This window comes from Streptomyces peucetius, from assembly GCF_025854275.1.
Classification (GTDB): domain Bacteria; phylum Actinomycetota; class Actinomycetes; order Streptomycetales; family Streptomycetaceae; genus Streptomyces; species Streptomyces peucetius_A.
Map to the genome: position 1 here is coordinate 6,557,883 of NZ_CP107567.1, position 18,264 is coordinate 6,576,146.

At 73.5% G+C, this 18,264-nt stretch carries 12 protein-coding genes; 7 read left to right on the forward strand and 5 right to left on the reverse strand.

Annotated features, from left to right (window positions below; translation table 11 throughout):
* Window positions 1–83: 83 nt before the first annotated feature.
* Window positions 84–1,181 carry a ribosome small subunit-dependent GTPase A gene (gene rsgA / locus OGH68_RS29725; RefSeq protein WP_264248236.1) on the forward strand — a complete coding sequence of 366 codons (1,098 nt, stop codon included), beginning with the start codon at window positions 84–86 and terminating at the stop codon, window positions 1,179–1,181.
* Window positions 1,182–1,582: 401 nt separating this feature from the next.
* Here the strand turns inward: rsgA and OGH68_RS29730 are convergent, their stop codons facing one another.
* On the reverse strand, window positions 1,583–2,068 hold the full coding sequence (locus tag OGH68_RS29730) for a DUF456 domain-containing protein (RefSeq protein WP_264248239.1): 486 nt from the start codon (window positions 2,066–2,068) through the stop codon (window positions 1,583–1,585).
* Between the two features lie 17 nt (window positions 2,069–2,085).
* Window positions 2,086–3,084 (reverse strand): helix-turn-helix domain-containing protein, encoded by a 999-nt coding sequence (locus OGH68_RS29735; RefSeq protein ID WP_264248240.1) that lies wholly within the window; start codon window positions 3,082–3,084, stop codon window positions 2,086–2,088.
* Between the two features lie 185 nt (window positions 3,085–3,269).
* Here OGH68_RS29735 and OGH68_RS29740 point away from each other — a divergent pair, with 185 nt between their 5' ends.
* The 4 genes from OGH68_RS29740 to OGH68_RS29755 all read left to right on the forward strand — a co-directional run bounded on the left by OGH68_RS29740 (window position 3,270) and on the right by OGH68_RS29755 (window position 11,354).
* Window positions 3,270–7,010 carry a S8 family serine peptidase gene (locus OGH68_RS29740; RefSeq protein ID WP_264248243.1) on the forward strand — a complete coding sequence of 1,247 codons (3,741 nt, stop codon included), beginning with the start codon at window positions 3,270–3,272 and terminating at the stop codon, window positions 7,008–7,010.
* Between the two features lie 135 nt (window positions 7,011–7,145).
* The gene (locus OGH68_RS29745; RefSeq protein WP_264248246.1) at window positions 7,146–8,915 is read left to right on the forward strand and encodes a protein phosphatase 2C domain-containing protein; all 1,770 of its coding nucleotides are present in this window, start codon (window positions 7,146–7,148) and stop codon (window positions 8,913–8,915) included.
* Window positions 8,916–8,997: 82 nt separating this feature from the next.
* The gene (locus OGH68_RS29750; protein ID WP_264248247.1) at window positions 8,998–10,740 is read left to right on the forward strand and encodes a pyruvate dehydrogenase; all 1,743 of its coding nucleotides are present in this window, start codon (window positions 8,998–9,000) and stop codon (window positions 10,738–10,740) included.
* A 188-nt stretch (window positions 10,741–10,928) separates the two neighbouring features.
* The gene (locus OGH68_RS29755; protein ID WP_264250349.1) at window positions 10,929–11,354 is read left to right on the forward strand and encodes an ATP-binding protein; all 426 of its coding nucleotides are present in this window, start codon (window positions 10,929–10,931) and stop codon (window positions 11,352–11,354) included.
* A gap of 42 nt (window positions 11,355–11,396) precedes the next feature.
* Here the strand turns inward: OGH68_RS29755 and OGH68_RS29760 are convergent, their stop codons facing one another.
* Complete coding sequence (locus OGH68_RS29760) at window positions 11,397–12,461, reverse strand: DUF2637 domain-containing protein (RefSeq protein ID WP_264248250.1); 1,065 nt, start codon at window positions 12,459–12,461, stop codon at window positions 11,397–11,399.
* A 209-nt stretch (window positions 12,462–12,670) separates the two neighbouring features.
* Window positions 12,671–13,516, reverse strand: coding sequence for a (2Fe-2S)-binding protein (locus tag OGH68_RS29765; protein ID WP_264248251.1), 846 nt, complete (start codon window positions 13,514–13,516; stop codon window positions 12,671–12,673).
* 149 nt (window positions 13,517–13,665) lie between these two features.
* Here OGH68_RS29765 and OGH68_RS29770 point away from each other — a divergent pair, with 149 nt between their 5' ends.
* Window positions 13,666–14,430, forward strand: a complete 765-nt coding sequence (locus OGH68_RS29770; protein WP_264248253.1) for a GntR family transcriptional regulator — start codon at window positions 13,666–13,668, stop codon at window positions 14,428–14,430.
* Between the two features lie 47 nt (window positions 14,431–14,477).
* A complete protein-coding gene (locus OGH68_RS29775) occupies window positions 14,478–15,647 on the forward strand; it encodes a hypothetical protein (RefSeq protein WP_264248255.1) in 1,170 nt (389 codons plus the stop codon).
* Between the two features lie 96 nt (window positions 15,648–15,743).
* On the opposite strand, the gene OGH68_RS29780 is transcribed toward OGH68_RS29775, so the two are convergent.
* Window positions 15,744–17,867 (reverse strand): FG-GAP-like repeat-containing protein, encoded by a 2,124-nt coding sequence (locus OGH68_RS29780; protein ID WP_264248256.1) that lies wholly within the window; start codon window positions 17,865–17,867, stop codon window positions 15,744–15,746.
* Window positions 17,868–18,264 lie beyond the last annotated feature (397 nt).

Consider the following 18,264-nt stretch of genomic DNA (forward strand, 5'->3'; position numbering starts at 1 on the left):
CCACTCGATTTCTCCGCGCGCCGAGCGCGCGCCGCCGGGGCCACCCTTCGAAGGGTTCCCCCTTGTCACACGCTTCGTTCAACATGTCCCCGTCCGCTTCCGCCGCTCAGGACGCGCTCGTCTCCCACGGGTGGGACGCGGACCGGGAGGCCGAGTTCGCCCCGTACGCCGCGCAGGGGCTGCTGCCCGGCCGGGTGCTGCGGGTCGACCGCGGCCAGTGCGACGTCGTCACCCCGGAGGGTGTGGTGCGCGCGGACACCGAGTTCGTCACACCCCGCGACCCGATGCGGATCGTGTGCACGGGCGACTGGGTCGCCGTGGACGCCGACGGCGATCCGCGCTACGTACGGACCCTGCTGCCGCGGCGCACCGCCATCGTGCGGTCGACGTCCTCGAAGCGGTCCGAGGGCCAGGTACTGGCCACCAACGTCGACCACATCGTCGTCTGCGTCTCCCTCGCGGTCGAACTCGACCTCGGGCGGATCGAACGCTTCCTCGCGCTGGCGTGGGAGAGCGGCGCCCAGCCGCTCGTCGTCCTCACCAAGGCCGACCTCGTCCCGGACGTCACCGGCCTGTCCTACCTCGTGCAGGACGTCGAGACCACCGCGCCCGGCGTCCAGGTCCTGCCCGTCAGCTCCACGTCGGGAGAGGGCGTCGAGGTGCTCAGGGCGATCGTCGCCGGCGGCACCAGCGTCCTCCTCGGTACGTCGGGCGCGGGGAAGTCGACCCTGGCCAACGCCCTGCTCGGCGAGGACGTCATGGACGTCAGGGCCACGCGGGACGTCGACGGCAAGGGCCGCCACACCACCACAACCCGCAACCTGCTCGTGCTGCCCGGCGGGGGAGTCCTCATCGACACCCCCGGCCTGAGGGGAGTGGGCCTGTGGGACGCGGCGACCGGCGTGAACCAGGTCTTCTCGGAGATCGAGGAACTCGCCGAACAGTGCCGGTTCCACGACTGCGCACACGAGGCGGAGCCCGGGTGCGCGGTGCTCGGCGCCATCGAGGACGGGTCGCTGCCGGAGCGGCGGCTGGAGAGCTACCGCAAGCTCGTCCGGGAGAACCAGCGGATCGTGGCGAAGACGGACGCGCGGCTGCGGGCCGAGATCCGGCGCGACTGGAAGATGAAGGGCGCACAGGGCCGGGCGGCGATGCAGGCCAAGCGCGGCCGGCTGAGCTGACGCGCCCGTCCGTGGGGTGCCGCGCCGTATCCGGGCGCGGCAGCCCGCACCTCGGCCGGCAACCGTCCGCCGGCCGGGCCGCGCGGCCGGACGCGACGCGGTTCCGGGCCTCAGGCCCGTCGCCCGCGGGGGTGTGCGGCCCGGCACGCGGCCCGGTGCCGACAAAGGTGGGTGGCAGGCCGCGCGCGCGGCCCGGCGCGAGGCGGTTCCGGCACGCGGCGCGTCGCCGGTGGGGGTATGCGGCGCGAGGCGCATCCGCCCCGGCGCGTCCCCCGGGCGGGATGCGCGGGCCGCCCCGCCGCGGGGCCCGGCACGCGGCGACGAGCTCACCGCGCCCGGGCCGGCCGCGCCGCGACGGCGGGCAGGGCCTTGCCGGCGCCCGGGCCACGATCCGGGACGGCCTACGACCCCGCGACCACCACCCCCACCCACGCCCCCACGACCAGCAGGCACCCCATCAGCTCCACCAGCACGCTCGTGCCCGCCGCCCGCATCACCGTGCGGGTCGCCGCCTTCGCCGGGCCGTGGCCGCCGAGGCGCATCCGCTCGGTGCCGTAGATGCCTGCGACGAAACCGGGGACCGCGCCGACGACGGGGACCAGGCAGAAACCGACGACGGCCCCCAGCCCCGCGTACGCGGCCATGCGGCGCGTGACACCCAGGCCGCGCAGCCGGCGGGCCGGCAGCAACCAGACGACGACCTGGACGAGCAGCAGGACCGCCGTCGCGCCGACGAGCAGGAACCAGGCCGGGCCGGTCTGCAGGTGCAGGGACCACCACAGGACGGCAGCCCACACCAGCCACGGCCCCGGGACACCCGGGACGATCACCCCGCACAGGCCCAGCAGCATCACCCCGACGACCATCAGCAGCTGCCACACGCCCACATGCCCAGAGTGCAGGATCAGCGATGTTCGTGCAGGTCGCGCGCCACCCAGCCCTTCGCGTACGCGTGCCAGCCCAGTTGCAGGCGGGTCGTCACGCCGGCCAGCTCCATCAGCCCTTTCACCCGGCGCTGGACGGTGCGCAGCCCCAGGTCCAGCTGCTTGGCGACGCTCGCGTCGGTCATCCCGGCCAGCAGCAGCGACAGCACCTCCAGGTCGGTCGCGTCCGGACCGGACACGTACTCCTCGACGCCCTGGCCGCCCACTCCCAGCCGCAGGGGCAGGGCGTCACGCCACACCGCCTCGAACAGGCCCATCAGCGACTCCAGCAGCCCGCTGGCATGGACGACGAGCGCGGCGGGCTCGGCGCCGCGGCCGGTCAGCGGCACCATCGCGAGCGTGCGGTCGGCGATGACGAGCTTCGTCGGCACCCGGTCGACCACGCGGACCTGCTCGTCACGGCCGAGCGCGGCCGACAGCTCGGTGATCCCGTCGGGCATGGTCAGCACCTCACGCTCGACGACGACCCGGTACGCCACACCCCTCGCGGAGGCGTTCTCCTCCGCGTCGTTGTCCATGCCGCTGACGGCGACGGGCTTGCCGGTGACCAGCGCGCAGACCTCCTCCGTCGCACCGAGCTGCAACTGGCCGAACCGGTGCACGACGGCGCTCGCCCCCGTCACCACCTCCACCAGGTCGTGCACGGCCGGCTCCTCGGACTCGGCCCGGTACTCCTCGGCGAGCAGCACCGCCGCCAGCTCGGCCTGCTCCAGCTCGTGGCGCTGCTGCGTCAGCAGCGCGCCGAGCGCCACACCGGGCGGCGCCGCCACCCAACGGCCGGTGCGCGCGGACGACTGCGCGGCCAGCCCCTGCTGCTCCAGCCGCCGCAGGGCCCGTTCCGTGTCCGGCTCCGGCAGTGCGAGCCGGTGCGCGAGATCGGTGATCTCCGCGGCCCCGAGCGCGACCAGCGCACGGTAGGCCGACTCCTGTCTCTCGTCGAGCCCTATCGCTCCAAGCAACGAAACCCTCCCCGGACCTGCGACTGTCTGCTGCCGTGGCGGAAAACGGCCACGGCGTAAACCCGCCGTGGACATCATCCCCGTACCGGCGGTCTCTCTGCCAATGTGGCGCCACCGCAGCACCAACAGCCCCCGGCCCGGGGACCTTTGTGTCCGCTCGTGGCCGGATTCGGATGGGGAGAGCGATGCGCTTGATATCGCGTACGGCACTGGGGGCGGCGACCGCCGCCGTTCTCGCCGTCACGGCAACAGCGCCGTCGGCGGCCGCCGGGCCGCAGGACGAGGCGACCGGAAAGAGACCACTGGCCGGCAGCGCCGCCGCCGCGCAGGAGGGGCAGCGGCCGGTCACGGTCACCCTGGTGACCGGGGACCGCGTCCTGGTCGGCAAGGACGCGTCCGGCGCGCCGTCCGCCACCGTGCTGCCGCGTCCCGACGGCACGACCGCGACCGTGCAGACCCGGCGCTCGGGCCCGGACCTGTACGTCTACCCCGAGGACGCGGCCGCCGCGCTCGCCGCCGGCACCGTCGACGAGCAACTCTTCAACGTCACCGGCCTGGTCCGGCAGGGCTACGACGACGCGCACACCTCCGCGCTGCCGCTGATCGCCACCTACCGCGGCGACACCGCCCGCTCCGCCCCGGCGGTCCCACGCGGCGCGAAGCGCGCCCTCGTGCTGGACGCCGTGGACGGCGTCGCGCTCAAGGCCGACAAGAAGCAGGCCACGGCCTTCTGGGCGGACGTCACCGACTCCCGTTCCCGGTCGGCCTCCGGCCTGAAGAAGCTGTGGCTGGACCGCAAGGTGGAGGCCACGCTCGACCGCTCCACGCACCAGGTCGGCGCGGACCTCGTCTGGGCGTCCGGATACGACGGAAAGGGCACCAAGGTCGCCGTCCTCGACACCGGCGCCGACACCGGCCACCCCGACCTGCGGGGGCGGGTGACGGCCACCGAGAACTTCACCGACTCCGCCACCGCCGGCGACCGGCAGGGCCACGGCACCCACACCATCTCCACCGTCGGCGGCTCCGGCGCCGCGAGCGACGGGCGGAACAAGGGCGTCGCGCCCGGCGCCGAGCTGATCAGCGGCAAGGTACTGAACGACTCGGGCAGCGGTGCCGCCTCATGGATCATCGCCGGCATGCAGTGGGCCGTCGAGCAGCAGGCCGACGTCGTCTCCATGAGCCTCGGCAGCGCCGCGCCGACCGACTGCACCGACCCGATGAGCACCGCCGCCGAGGAACTCGCGCAGAACAAGGGCACGTTGTTCGTCGTCGCCGCCGGTAACACCGGCCCGTCGCTGAACACCGTCTCCTCGCCCGGATGTGCGCCCAGCGTCCTCACGGTGGGCGCCGTCGACCGTGACGACAGCACCGCCCCGTTCTCCAGCCGGGGACCGGCGCCCGTCCCCCACACCCTCAAGCCCGAGATCGCCGCGCCCGGTGTGGCCATCTCCGCGGCGTCGGCGGGCGGCCGGGGCGTGTACGCCTACCGGTCGATGTCCGGCACCTCCATGGCCGCCCCGCACGTCGCCGGCGCCGCCGCCGTCGTCAAGCAGCGCCACCCCGACTGGACGGCGCAGCAGATCAAGGCCGCGCTCGTGTCCTCCGCGAAGGCGTCCGTGCCCGGTGACGTACGCGAGACCGGCGGCGGCCGGCTCGATGTGCAGGCCGCCGTCGACACGACCGTGACCGGCGCCGCCGCGCTCCAGGGCGGGAGCTTCGACTGGCCGCAGGACAGGGGCGACCGCACCACCGTCGACGTCCCGTACACCAACAGCGGGGACAGGGCCGTACGGCTCGACCTCGCCGTGCGCGGCGTGACCGGCAACGACGGCTCCGCCGTCCGCTCCCCGCTCGCCCGGCTCGGCGCACGGTCGGTCACCGTCCCGGCCGGGGCGACGGTCACGGTGCCGCTGACCCTCGACCCCTCCGCCCGGCTCGAGCGCGCCCAGTACGGCGACGTCACCGGCCGCGTCCTCGCCACCGCGGACGGCGTCACCGTCTCCACGCCGTTCTCGCTGTACGTGCAGCCGGAGACGGTCACCCTCCGCGTCGAGCTCCTCGACCGCGACGGTCGGCCCGCCGACGGCGCGTCCTCGCTCGACGTCATCGGCACCGACACCGCGAGCGGTGAACGCCGCTTCAACGACGGCGCGGCCGGCCAGGTCTACCGGGTGCGGCCCGGCTCGTACTTCCTGTCCTCGTACGTGACCTCCGCCGACGGCTCCGTCAGCTACCTCGGCAGGCCCCGGACGGAGGTCGGGAAGGACACCACGGTCGTCCTCGACGCCCGCACGGCACACCGGCTGGACATCGCGACCGACCGGAAGTCCGAGGTCCGTACCGGCACACTGGGCTTCGCCCGCAGCTGGGACACCTGGCTGCACGCCGGCACCATCACCGGCTCGCGCGCCGTCACCGGCTACTACGCCGACGTCCGGGGCCGGGCCGAGGAAGGCGACTTCGAGTTCGTGAGCTACTGGCGGGCCTACGCACCGCTGATCGAGGAGCTCACCGTCGACGGCGGCCCCGAACTGCACCCGGTCGCCGCGAGCGTCGGTTCCGTCAACCTCGACGGCACCGGCGAGGCCGGCCTCGCAGACGCGGGCAGCGGCACCCCCGCGGAGCTCGAAGCGGCAGGCGTGAAGGGCGGGTTCGCGCTCGTACGGCTCCCGGACGACAGCACGAACGCCGTCACCGTGGCACGCGACGCCGAGGCGGCCGGTGCGCTCGCCGTCGTCGTGCACCGAACGGCGCCCGGCGGATGGCTGCCCTCCACCGGCTACGGGACCGCCCCGCTCCCGGTCCTCGGCGTCGACTCGGCACAGGCGGCGCTGCTGCTGGAACGGCTCGCCGACGGTCCGGTCACGCTCCGGTGGAAGGCCACCGCCAAGAGCCCGTACGTCTACAACCTGAGCTTCCCCGAGACCGGCCCCGTCACCTCGGACCGCACCTACCGGGTGCGCGACGCGAAGCTCGCCAGGAACGAGTCCACCTACCGGGCGATGGGTGTCACGACCGACTACACGGACGGTGTCATCGCCCACCGGCCCGGCGGCGTCCAGGCGTCCGTCTCCGGCTTCGACCTGGTGCCGGCGCCGGGCGAGCGCACCGAGTTCTACACGCCCGGAGACACCGAGTGGGAGCACTACGTCTCCTCCAGCTTCCCCTGGGGCGAGCTGATGCTCGACCGGCCGCGCGGCTACCGGGCGGGGGAGAAGCGCGAGGAGACCTGGTACGGCGGGGTGCTCGCCCCGACCGCGCCCCGTGACGCGTCGGGCGCACCGGCGCTCGCCGCCGAACGGCAGGGCAACCTCATCGGCGTGGCGCCGGCGTTCTGGGGCGACAGCGAACACGTCGGCATGGCCGGGTCGTTCGGTGACATCGGAGGCATGCGGCTCGTCCGCGACGGTGAGGAGATCGGACGGACGGCCTACCCGTTCGGGGTCTTCGACGTTCCGGCGGGCGACGCCGCGTACGAACTGACCATGTCCTCCATGAAGATCGGGTCCCCGGCGCGGGTCTGGAAGCGTTCCACCCGGGTCGAGACGACCTGGAGCTTCCGCTCCCGGCTCGACGAGGACGTGTACTCCCAGGGCGTCCCGCTCCTCTTCCCGGGCTACGGGCTCCCCGAGGACGGCCTCAAGACCGTCGCCGCGCGCGACGGCCTGCGCATCGCGCTGAGCGCCACGGGCCACGCGGGCTACGAGCCCGGTGCACTGACCGCCGCGAAGCTGTCGTACTCGTACGACGGCGGCAAGACCTGGAACGAGGCCGCGACGGAACGGCGCGGCGACGACGCGTGGACCGCGACCGTGGACCACGCCGGGGCGGCGGGCACGACCGTCACCCTGAGAACCGAACTGACGGACGCCCATGGAAACTCCGTCTCCCAGCTCGTGACCGACGCGTACGCGGTGCGCTGACCCGCTGACGCGCCGATCACGACCGGTCCGCCGGGCGTCCTTCCCGTGGGGGGTTGGGCCGCCCGGCGGACCTTTGGTGGGTGTCTTTTCGTCAATGCCCGTTTTCTGGCCCCCGGTGGGGTCGACAATAGGGGCATGAGTGAGCAGGGGGAGAGGCCCAACAGGCCTATGACCGAGGACGACTGGTGGAGCAGGCTGTACGACGACTCCGCCCCGGACACCGGCCCTCCGGCCGCATCGTCCGGCGACACGCTCGACGACCGCTTCGACTCGGCATCCGACACGGTGGCCACCCGCCCCGCGGCCTGGTGGGACCACCCCGGCGCCCCGTCCGCACCGGACCCGCGAGCCACCGGCGCCGGGCTGCGTCCGGACGGCCCTCCGCCGGCGCAGGGCTCACCGCCGTCTGACGGCGCCCCGGTCGGGGACTGCCCCGCGCCCCCGCGTCCTGCGGGGGCTCCGCCCGCCGCGCCGGACCCGCGGGGCGCCGGCCTGGCGGCCGGTGGGCCCGGGCCGCCGGCAGGCGGGTTCGCGGGTGGCGCTTCAGCGCCGCGCCCGGACCTGACGCCGTCCCGCCCGGTGACCGCTCCGCCGGCGCAGGGCTCACCGCCGGGCGACGGCGCCGCTCCCGCGCCACCGCGTCCCGCAGGGGCTCCGCCCGCCGCGACCGACGGCCCGGTCCCGGCCGTGCCGACCGAGGGGGCGGGCGGACCGCCCGGCTCCGCCGGGTTGCACCGGGAGGCTCCGCCCCGTGACGACGTCCCCGATGGGGACGCTCCCGCACGACCGTCGCACCCTGCCGGGGATGCCCCCGCGCCGCCGTCCCGAACGGACCGGGACACCCCCGCGCCGCCGTTGGCCGACCCGTCCGTGGGGGTGCCGGGCGGGAAGGGGACGGCGCGGGGCGTGGTGCCCGCGCAGGCGCCGCGGGGTGGGGTTGTCGGGGGCGGGCCCCCCACGTACGACCCTGAGCCGACCGCGCTGCCCGCCGCAGAGGCGGACTCGCTGGACCGGCTCGTCGCCGACACGGTGCTCGACGGCGCCCGGTACGGCACGTACACGCTGCGAGCCGCCTCCGTGCGGGGCGACTCCGCGCGGTTCCGTGGCGAGCCGCGCCGCGACGCGCTGCTCACCGCCCGCTTCGGAACCGGCCCCGCCGCGCTGGTGCTCGTCGCCGTCGCCGGCGGCAACCGCGCCGCCGGGACCGCGCATCTCGTCGCCGCCGACGCCTGCCGCTGGATCGGCGGTGCCGTCGGCCGCAGCCACGCACGGCTCGCCGAGGACATAAGGGCCGGCCGCCGGGGCGACCTCAAGTCCGGCCTGCACCGGCTCACCGACCGCGGCCTCGGCAAGCTCCGGGCCCGCGCCACCGAACTGGGCCTGGAGCCGGAGGCGTACACCGCGGGCCTGCGATGCCTGCTCCTCCCGGCCGACCCCGACTGCCGTACCCGGGTCTTCTTCGGTGTCGGCGCCGGCGGGCTGTTCCGGCTGCGCGACGGCGTCTGGCAGGACCTCGAACCGCCCGTCCCCGACCGGTCCGACGTCACCGGCGCACCCGTCGTCGGCTTCGGCTCCGCCGTGCCGGAGGCGACGCCCGACGGCGACCGGCTCACCATGGACTTCGGCATTCCCGCGCCGGCGTCGCCGTACATCGAGGCCCCGCCGCCCCCGCCGGCCGAACCGTTCCGGTTCCGCGCCTCCGTGGCCCGCCCCGGTGACACGCTCCTGATGTGCAGCAACGGCCTGGCCGAGCCGGTGCGGGGCGAGGCGGCGCTCGCGAAGGAGCTCGCCGAGCGCTGGGGCGGACCGCAGCCGCCGGGCATGGCGCAGTTCCTCGCCGACACGCAGCTGCGGGTCAAGGGCTATGCCGACGACCGGACGGCGGTGGCCGTCTGGGAGGCGTAACCGCGCAGGCGCGTCGGGCCCGGCCGTGGGTTGATGGACCACGAGGTCAAACCCCCGGGCACCAGGAAAGGGCGCGCATCCCATGGCCAAGCAGAACGTGGCGGAGCAGTTCGTCGACATCCTCGTCCGTGCCGGGGTCCAGCGGCTCTACGGCGTCGTCGGCGACAGCCTCAACCCCGTCGTCGACGCCGTCCGACGCACCTCGGGCATCGACTGGATCCAGGTCAGGCACGAGGAGGTCGCGGCGTTCGCGGCGGGCGCCGAGGCGCAGCTCCACGGAAAGCTGGCCGCCTGCGCCGGCTCCTGCGGCCCCGGCAACCTGCACCTCATCAACGGCCTGTACGACGCCCACCGCTCCATGGCGCCCGTCCTGGCTCTCGCCTCGCACATCCCCTCCAGCGAGATCGGCCTCGGGTACTTCCAGGAGACCCACCCCGACCAGCTGTTCCGTGAGTGCAGCCACTACTGCGAGCTGATCTCCAGCCCCCAGCAGATGCCGCGCCTGCTCCAGACGGCGATCCAGCACGCCGTCGGCCGCGGCGGGGTGAGTGTGGTGGCGTTGCCGGGCGATCTCGCGGACCGCCCGGCGCCGGAGAAGTCGATCGAGCACGCCCTGGTCACCACCCGCCCCACCGTCCGTCCCGGCGACGGCGAGATCGACCGGCTGGTCCGTATGATCGACGAGGCCGACCGGATCACACTCTTCTGCGGCAGCGGCACGGCCGGCGCGCATGCCGAGGTCATGCAGTTCGCGGAGCGCGTCAAGTCGCCCGTCGGACATGCGCTCCGCGGCAAGGAGTGGATCCAGTACGACAATCCCTACGACGTCGGCATGAGCGGTCTGCTCGGCTACGGCGCCGCCTACGAGGCCACGCACGAGTGCGATCTGCTGATCCTGCTGGGCACGGACTTCCCGTACAACGCCTTCCTGCCCGACGACGTGAAGATCGCCCAGGTCGACGTCAGGCCCGAGCACCTCGGACGGCGGTCCAAACTGGACCTCGCCGTATGGGGGGACGTGCGCGAGACGCTGCGCTGTCTGACACCGCGGGTGCGCGCCAAGACGGACCGCCGGTTCCTCGACAAGATGTTGAAGAAGCACGCCGCCGCCCTGGAGGGCGTGGTCAGGGCCTACACCCGCAAGGTGGACAAGCACGTCCCGATCCACCCCGAGTACGTGGCCGCCGTGCTCGACGAACTCGCCGACGAAGACGCGGTGTTCACCGTGGACACCGGTATGTGCAACGTATGGGCGGCCCGCTACATCTCGCCCAACGGACGGCGGCGGATCATCGGTTCGTTCAGCCACGGTTCGATGGCGAACGCCCTGCCGCAGGCGATCGGCGCCCAGTTCACCGACCGCGGACGGCAGGTCGTGTCGATGTCGGGCGACGGCGGATTCACCATGCTGATGGGCGACTTCCTCACCCTCGTCCAGTACGACCTGCCGGTGAAGGTCGTCCTCTTCAACAACTCGTCGCTGTCCATGGTCGAGCTGGAGATGCTGGTCGCCGGGCTGCCGTCGTTCGGCACCACCAACCGGAACCCGGACTTCGCGGCGATCGCCCGCGCCGCCGGCGCCTACGGCGTACGGGTCGAGAAGCCCAAGCATCTCGCGGGCGCGCTCAAGGACGCCTTCAAGCACGACGGACCGGCGCTCGTGGATGTGGTCACCGACCCGAACGCGCTGTCCATCCCGCCGAGGATCAGCGCCGAGATGGTGACCGGGTTCGCGCTGTCCGCGAGCAAGATCGTGCTGGACGGCGGGGTGGGCCGGATGGTGCAGATGGCCCGCTCGAACCTGCGGAACGTGCCGAGGCCCTGACGGCGGCGTACGGGTGCGGCCCCGCGCGCCCGGCGCCGGGACCGGCGCTCCCGCCTCGATGTGCCGGCGCGTCCGGCACGGTGGTTCACGACGGCCGGCGAAATCGAATGAGTGGTGCTCCCCGGGCGGGGCATGCATCCGGTGACGCTACGAAGCCGAAGCTCGTTCCGACGTGTGGGTGGGGGATGATGACTGGACGTCACGGGGGCGCGGGAGTTCGCGGCCGGCTGCATCGCAGACTCGGCCGCGGTGATCTCACGGCCGTACCCGAAGTGCGGCATGCTTTACGCGACCTGCTGGGCAAATGGCCCGACCCGGACGAGGGCGGAGCGGCGGACGTGGCCGAGCTGCTCGCGAGCGAGCTGGTGACCAACGCCCTGATCCACACCGAGCACGGAGCGGTGGTCACGGCCACCGTCGAGGACTCCACCCTGCATGTGGAGGTCCAGGACTTCATGGCAGGACTGCCCGTGTCGGACGTGACGAACGCCGATCTCGGCACGAGCGGCAGAGGGCTGATCCTCGTGGAGCGTCTGGCTGACGCGTGGGGTGTGCGCACCGCGCAAGGGGTGGGCAAGGTGATCTGGTTCGAACTGCACGCGGGGGCGGCCTGACCTCCTCGTCGAAGGCCGGGCCGCCCCGGTGCGCCCGGTCTTTCAGCCGAACTGCTGCTCGAGATCCTTGAGTTTCCGCTCCAGGGAGTCGAGACGCGGCAGCGTCTGCGTGTCGTCCTCGGCCGTGAGATCGACCGTGACCGGTTCCGCTCCGGTCGGCTTCACGGCCTGCAGCGAGGGCCGGGACCGTACGGAGAGCTGTCCGGGCTCGGCTATGACGGGCTCCACGACGGACGACGGGCCCCCGGTCTGCTGCCCGTTGCCGGTGGCCGGGCCGAGGGCGGGAAGCCGCGTCCCGCGGTCCGCCCGTCCCAGCCCCCACGTGCGGTGCTGGCGGTTGAGCGCCCGGATCTGGGCGCGCTCCAGCTTCTCCCGGTCACGCCGGCGCATCCGGTTCTGCTGCCGCTGCCGCCGGTCCTCGCGGACCTCGTCGACCGCCTCGTCGAGGGTGCGTACACCCTCCAGGAGCATCAGCGACCAGGCCGCGAAGGTCTCCCTGGGGGCCCGCAGCCACCGTACGATCCGGATCTGCGGCAGCGGACGGGGCACCAGGCCCTGCTCGCGCAGTGCGGCGCGGCGGGTCTGCTTCAGCGCCCGGTCGAACAGCACGGCCGCGGAGAGGGACATGCCCGCGAAGAACTGCGGCGCGCCCGCGTGTCCGAGCCCCCTCGGCGCATGCACCCAGTTGAACCAGGCGGCCGCTCCGGCGAAGGTCCATACCAGAAGCCGGGAGCCCAGGGCGGCGTCGCCGTGGCTCGCCTCGCGCACGGCGAGGACGGAGCAGAACATGGCGGCGCCGTCGAGCCCGAAGGGGACCAGGTACTCCCAGCCGCCGGTCAGGTTCAGGTTCTGCCGGCCGAAGCCCACCAGGCCGTGGAAGGAGAGTGCGGCCGCGACGGCGGCGCAGCAGAAGAGGAGGACGTACGAGGCGGTGCCGTAGACGGCCTCCTTGCGCCGGCGCCGCTCCTCGCTGCGCTCCCACGAGTCCTCCGCGGCCTTGTCACCGGCGCGCTTGCCGCGCGCGAGCACCGCCACCGCCGCCAGGACTCCCAGGATCATCACGGCGCCCGGAAGCAGCCAGTCCAGCGATATGTCGGTCAGTCTCATGTGCGGTGTCCCTTGCATCGCGGTAGGGCGTTTCGGCCGCCATAGTGGCCGAACGCGGGGGACACGCAGGGGCTTTCCGCGCAAGAGAACGCCAACGGGTTCGAGCGGCACGCGAATAGGTGCGATCCGGTCGAACTGACGCCCATGGGCAAGGAGTTGTGTTCGAATTCAGGCCACTCGAAAGGGTGGCGTGGAATGACGTCGGCTGCTCAAGCCGTTTGCAGCAGTCGGGTCACCCGGTCGGCGTCACAGGTACGCGGACAGGTGACGCAGGTGTCCTGCGGCCGGAGCGTGTAGAACAGGCAGCAGCTCGCCCGGTCGCGGGTCGGCAGCCGTTCGCCGTTCGGACCGGTCAGCTCGCGGAACGCGGCGGTGCCCACGTACGGCTTGGTCGCACCCGGCAGCAGCCGCTCGAGCTCCGCGACGGCGCGCGGTTCCTCGCCGAGCAGGTGTGCGATGTACCACAGGCCCTCGACGATCTCGTCGGTCGCCATCCCCCACAGCGCCCGCTTGCCGCGGCGCATCGGGCCGGCGAATCCGTCGAGGACGGGGCCGAGGTGTTCGGCGACGGCGGTGCGGACCTCGCCGCGCAGTGCCTCCTCGTCCGGCACGACACGGGCGCCGGGCAGCTGTGCGGCGGGGTCGTCCGGCAGGCACGCGAAGTCCCGGACCCGTACGGTCATGTGACCCAGCGCACGCTGGAAGGCGACGTCCGCCACGGGGACCCTGGGCACCCGGCGCTGCAGGAACCACGGCACGGTGATCAGCAGGCAGGCGGGCCATGCGTAGCGGTGGAGGCCGAAACTGGCGACGACGTCCGGCCGCGCCCGCTGCCCGTAGTCCCGCAGCACCTGCTCGTCGTCCCAGGCGAGGAAGGAGTCGAGCGCCGCGCCGCCGGCCGCGAGGTCGGCCGCGGCGACCCAGCCGGTGCCGGAGGGCGCCGAGGCGCCCTCGGGGAGTTCCTGCACGCGCAGTCCGGGGAAGACCTCGGCGAGGCGCGCATAGGCATCGGCCACCGGGGAGGTGAGCTCGGACAGCAGGGCAGGAAGGGTCATGCCGGGACCACCGAATCGGGATCGTTAGCAGGTAAGCCTTACCTTACCCGATGCTTCCGGTGTTTGAACTGCGGCCCAGGCCGCCTATCGTGCATTCAGGGCCCCGCATCCGCGATCCGGGCCAGGCCGACTGTCCGAGGAGGGCCCGAGTGGAGCAGGCCAGAGCGCGTGACCTCCCACTCCCGCAACCGCACGGGTCCGCCCGCGTTCCCGTCCAGGGGCGTCCCGGAGCGGAGCACCAGGAACAGGCCCGCGGCGAGCACACCCACAACGAGCCCCCCGCCCCCCGCCTCGTGCAGCGCCACTCGGTACGCGGCCAGATCCTCGACGCCCTGCGCACAGCCCTCGTGGACGGCGACCTGGTGCCCGGCGAGGTCTACTCGGCGCCCGTCCTCGGCGAGCGTTACGGCGTCTCCGCGACACCGGTGCGTGAGGCGATGCAGCAGCTCGTCATGGAAGGCGCCGTCGAAGTCGTGCTGAACCGCGGCTTCCGCGTCGTCCGGCGCAGCGCCCGCGAGCTGGCCGAGCTGGCGGAGGTCCGCGCACTCATCGAGGTCCCCGTCATGCTCCGGCTGGCCCGTACGGTCCCGGCCGACCGCTGGCGGTCCCTGCGTCCGCTGGCCGAGGCGACCGCCGCGGCGGCAGCGACCGGCGACCGGTCGACCTACGCGGAGACGGACCGCGCCTTCCACCGCGCGGTCCTCTCCCTCGCGGGCAACGAGCAGCTGCTGGCGGTGGCGGACGACCTCCACCGCCGCTCCCAGTGGCCGCTCACCAGCACCCCCGCCACCCGCCGGGCGGACCTGATCGCGGACGCGGCGGAGCACACGGCCCTGCTGGACGCCCTCGTCGCCGAGGACCTGGCAGTGGTCCAGTCGCTGGTGCGGGAGCATTTCGCGGGCTCGGACACCTGACCATCGGACACTGACGGGACGACGACGTGCACGGCACGGTATGGACGGTGGCGAACCAACTGGGTGTCGTGGCCGGCACCCCCGCCGGGCTGCTGGCCGCGCTGCTGTCCGGTGCGCCGCGCACCGTACGGCTCGCGCCGGCCGGCCAGGATCCGGCGGAGATCGCCGAACTGGCCTCCCTGCTCCGGGGTTTCGGCCATCTGCGGGTGGTCGTCGAGCCCCCCGCCGACGAGCCGGAGCACGGGCAGCCGCCGGACCTCGCCGACCCGGACGCGGTCTGCGCGGCCGATCCCCTCCTGGTCACCGCCGCGTACGAGGCCTCGCCCGACGCGCACGGCGGTCTGCGCGCCGCCTGGCTGCGGGCCGGCCAGTCACTGATCCGCGACCAGGGCCCGGCCCGGCGCGCGCTGGTGCTGATGGCCTCCCTGCCGCCGGACGCCGAACCGCGGGTACGCGGGGCACTCGCCCGGCTGTCCGGGAGGACGCCGTGGGCCCTGGAGTGGTCCCGGCCGTGCCAGGTCGCCGCGCTGACCGTCGCGGCGGGCGCACTCGTGGTCGCCGACCCGGCCGGCGGCGTACGCACCCTGGACGAGGAGGTCCCGCGCACGTCGACGCCCTTCCGTACCAGGGCGGTTGCCGCGCTGGACGAGGAGACCTGGCTGCTCCTCGACGAACGGGGCCGCCTCCACCGGCACGGCGGCACCGAGACACCGCTGACGAAGGCCGTGGCCGCCACCCTGGAGAGCCATCCGGGCACCGCCCTCGCCGCCGCGGCGGACACCGTGCTGGTCGGCGACCGCATGGGCTCCGTGCACGCCTTCGGCCTCGACGGCCTGCACCAGGCGGCGCTGCACTCCGGCCGGGTGACCGCACTGTCGGCCGTCGCGGACGGCGCCTGCCTCACCGTCCACAGCGGAGGCGGCGACGGCGCCGTGCACATCTGGTCGCCCGGGGCCGGCGGGCACCGCCCGCCCGTGACCGAGCGCCCGTACCCGGTCGTCGCCCTGCACGCCGGACGGACACCGGCAGGGCCGGCGCTCGCGGTCGCCTGGGCGGACGGTCTGGTGAGGCTGCACCTCCCCGGGGTGCGCCGGGCGCTGCCGTTCCGCCCGGGGCCGGCGGTCCGCGCCGTCGCCGTCACGCCGGACGGCACGCTCTGCGTCGGCACGGAGGACACGCTGGTCGGCCTGCGGCCCCGCCAGGGCGGCGGGCACTGACCCGGCGGCTCCTCGCGCGGACATCACGGCACGGCTCCGCCCCGGCAGCAACGGCTGCCGGGGCGGAGCGGGTTCGGTCCGGGTCGGCCGACGTCGTCAGCTGTTGTACGCGTCGAAGAAGCGGGTCGAGGCGTACACCCAGCTGGTGGCGGGCGCCGTCCAGCCGGCGCGGCCGCCGTTGAACATGGCGTCCGGCCGCGCGGTCCAGGTCCACATCTTCACGGCGCCGTCGGGCTGGTGGTACATGATGGCGAGGTCGTCCCTGCCGTCGCCGTCGTAGTCGCCGACGACCTGCTGCATGCGCTTGACGTCCAGGTTGCCCGGGGCGCTGCTCAGGGTCACCTTGGCGGAACCGAAACGGTCCTTGCCGCCGACGTTCTCGGACAGCATCGTGGACGTCCTGTCGCTGCCGTCCGCGTAGTCGTACCAGACCATGGCGTCGTCCCTGCCGTCGCCGTTGAAGTCGCCGGCGTGCGGCGTGGTGCGGTTCCAGTCGAGGGAGAGGCTCTCCCACCAAACGGCCGGGGCGTCGAAACCGCCGTTCGGGGCGCCCGTGAAGACGTACGTCTTCACGGCGTTCGTGCCCTGGCCGTAGAAGACGGCGAGGTCGTCGCGGCCGTCGCCGTCGAAGTCACCGGTGGTGAACTTGGTGCGCTCCCGCAGCCAGGTGCCGCTGGGGGCGGACCAGGAGCTGAACGGCGCGTCGAAGGTGCCCTTTTCGGTCCCGGTGAACGTCCACAGCTTGGTGGTGCCGTCGGCGTAGGCGTACCAGACGGCGAGGTCGTCGCGGCCGTCGCCGTCGAAGTCACCGGCCTGCGGGGTCATGTAGCTCGTGTGGAAGCTGCCCGCCGGGGCGCTCCAGGCGACGGCGGGCGCCTCGAAGCCGCCGTCGGGCCTGCCGAGGGCGACCCAGATCTTGACGCTGGTGTCGCTGTACCCGTAGGTCGCAGCCATGTCGCCGCGGCCGTCGCCGTTGAAGTCGCCGGTCACGAACTTCATGCTCCTGGCCTCCCAGGCGCCGATGGCGGCCGCGAAGGACTTGAGCGGCTGGCTGATCGTGCCGTCGGCGGTGCCGAAGAAGGTGTACGTGGCGTCGCTGCCGGCGGAGAAGTCGTACCAGGCGCCCATGTCGCTGCGGCCGTCGCCGTTGTAGTCGTGGCGCACGACGGTGCCGGCGGCCCACCGGGACGCGCCCTGGGCGTCGTGGACGACGAGGTTGCCGCGGTCCTGGAGGACGAGACTGCCGCTGGGGGCGGTGGTCCCCGACTGCCACAGCGTCGCCGTGTCGGCCGCGTTGCGGACCACGAGGTTGCCGTTGGTGTCGAAGAGGGCGGTGGAGCCCGCCTCCGCGGTGCCGCTGGACCACAGCGCCTTGCCCGCGTCGGAGGTGACCACGAGGTTGCCGTCGGCCTGCATGGTGAGCCTGGCCGCAGCGGACGAGAGCGAGTCGCCGGGGAGCAGCCGCTGTCCCGGTGCGAGCCGGGAGCCGAGCGCGATGCTGTCGGCGCGCGCCGCGACGGCCCCGTTGCGGGTCTCGCTCTCGCCGAAGCAACCGCCCTGCCAGGAACGGCTGCTGACACCGACGAGCTCCACCGTGCCGTTGACCTCGCGCAGCACGGGGCCGCCAGTGTCGCCCTTGCAGAGGGCGTCGTTCGCGGTCGCGCCGCTGATGCCGAGTGTGGTGCCGGTGACCGAGTTCACCGCGAAGGAAGCGGTGTGGAGCCGGTCGGGCACCCACTCGGTCTTCGTGCGGCCGTAGCCGGCCACCTCGAGCGTGTCGCCGGGTGCGGCGGGGGCGTCCGCGACGGCGACGGGCGTGATTCCCGTGGCCGGCACGGCCAGCCTGGCCAGCACCAGATCCTTGCCCGCGCGCGGGACGAGGTCGACGACCTCGCTGACGTGGCCGCCGGTGGTGGTCAGGTCGGTGCGGCCGATGGTCGCGGTCGTCTTCAGCGCGGGCTTTCCGGGGGCGAGTTCGCCGGCGCCGCCGGTGAAGCAGCTGGCCGCGGTGACCACCCAGCCGGCCTCGATGAGCGCACCGGAGCAGGCTCGCCTCTGGTCGCCGTCCCCTATCTCGAGCTTGGCGGTGAAGGCGTATGCGCCGTCCGCCGCCGGTTGGCCGACGACGGCCCCGGCCGGGTCCGTGGCGAGCGTACCGGTCAGGACGGTCAGGGCCGCCAGAGCGGCGGCCGACGCGATGCGTGGATGTCTTTCGGACAAGTGGATTCCTCGGGTTCGGGTTCGCGGTGCGGCGGAGGGATCCGGGCAGCGCGAGCCGTCAGCGGATTCCCGGAAGCCGGCAAGACATTCCTTCCGAATGGGAAAGCGGTGCCTCGGCAAGGGCTCCCGCGCGGAAGGATCTGGTGATCACGACGTGAAGGAAAGTACCCCATGGAATTACCGGATCTGCTGTGACGGTGATCACGTCGCCGGGTGGTGGGACGGTCCTTTGTGGGCAGTGCGTCGAGTCGGTGGATTTGCGTGGCCGAGAATCAGTGTTCATTGACCTGAAACGATGTTGAGGGTTCGACGGTCGTCTGTCCTGGCGTCCTCCATGGCGGCGGATCCGGCTCTGACCTGCCACGGGGCTGCCTGACGGCATGTCAATCACTGTGGA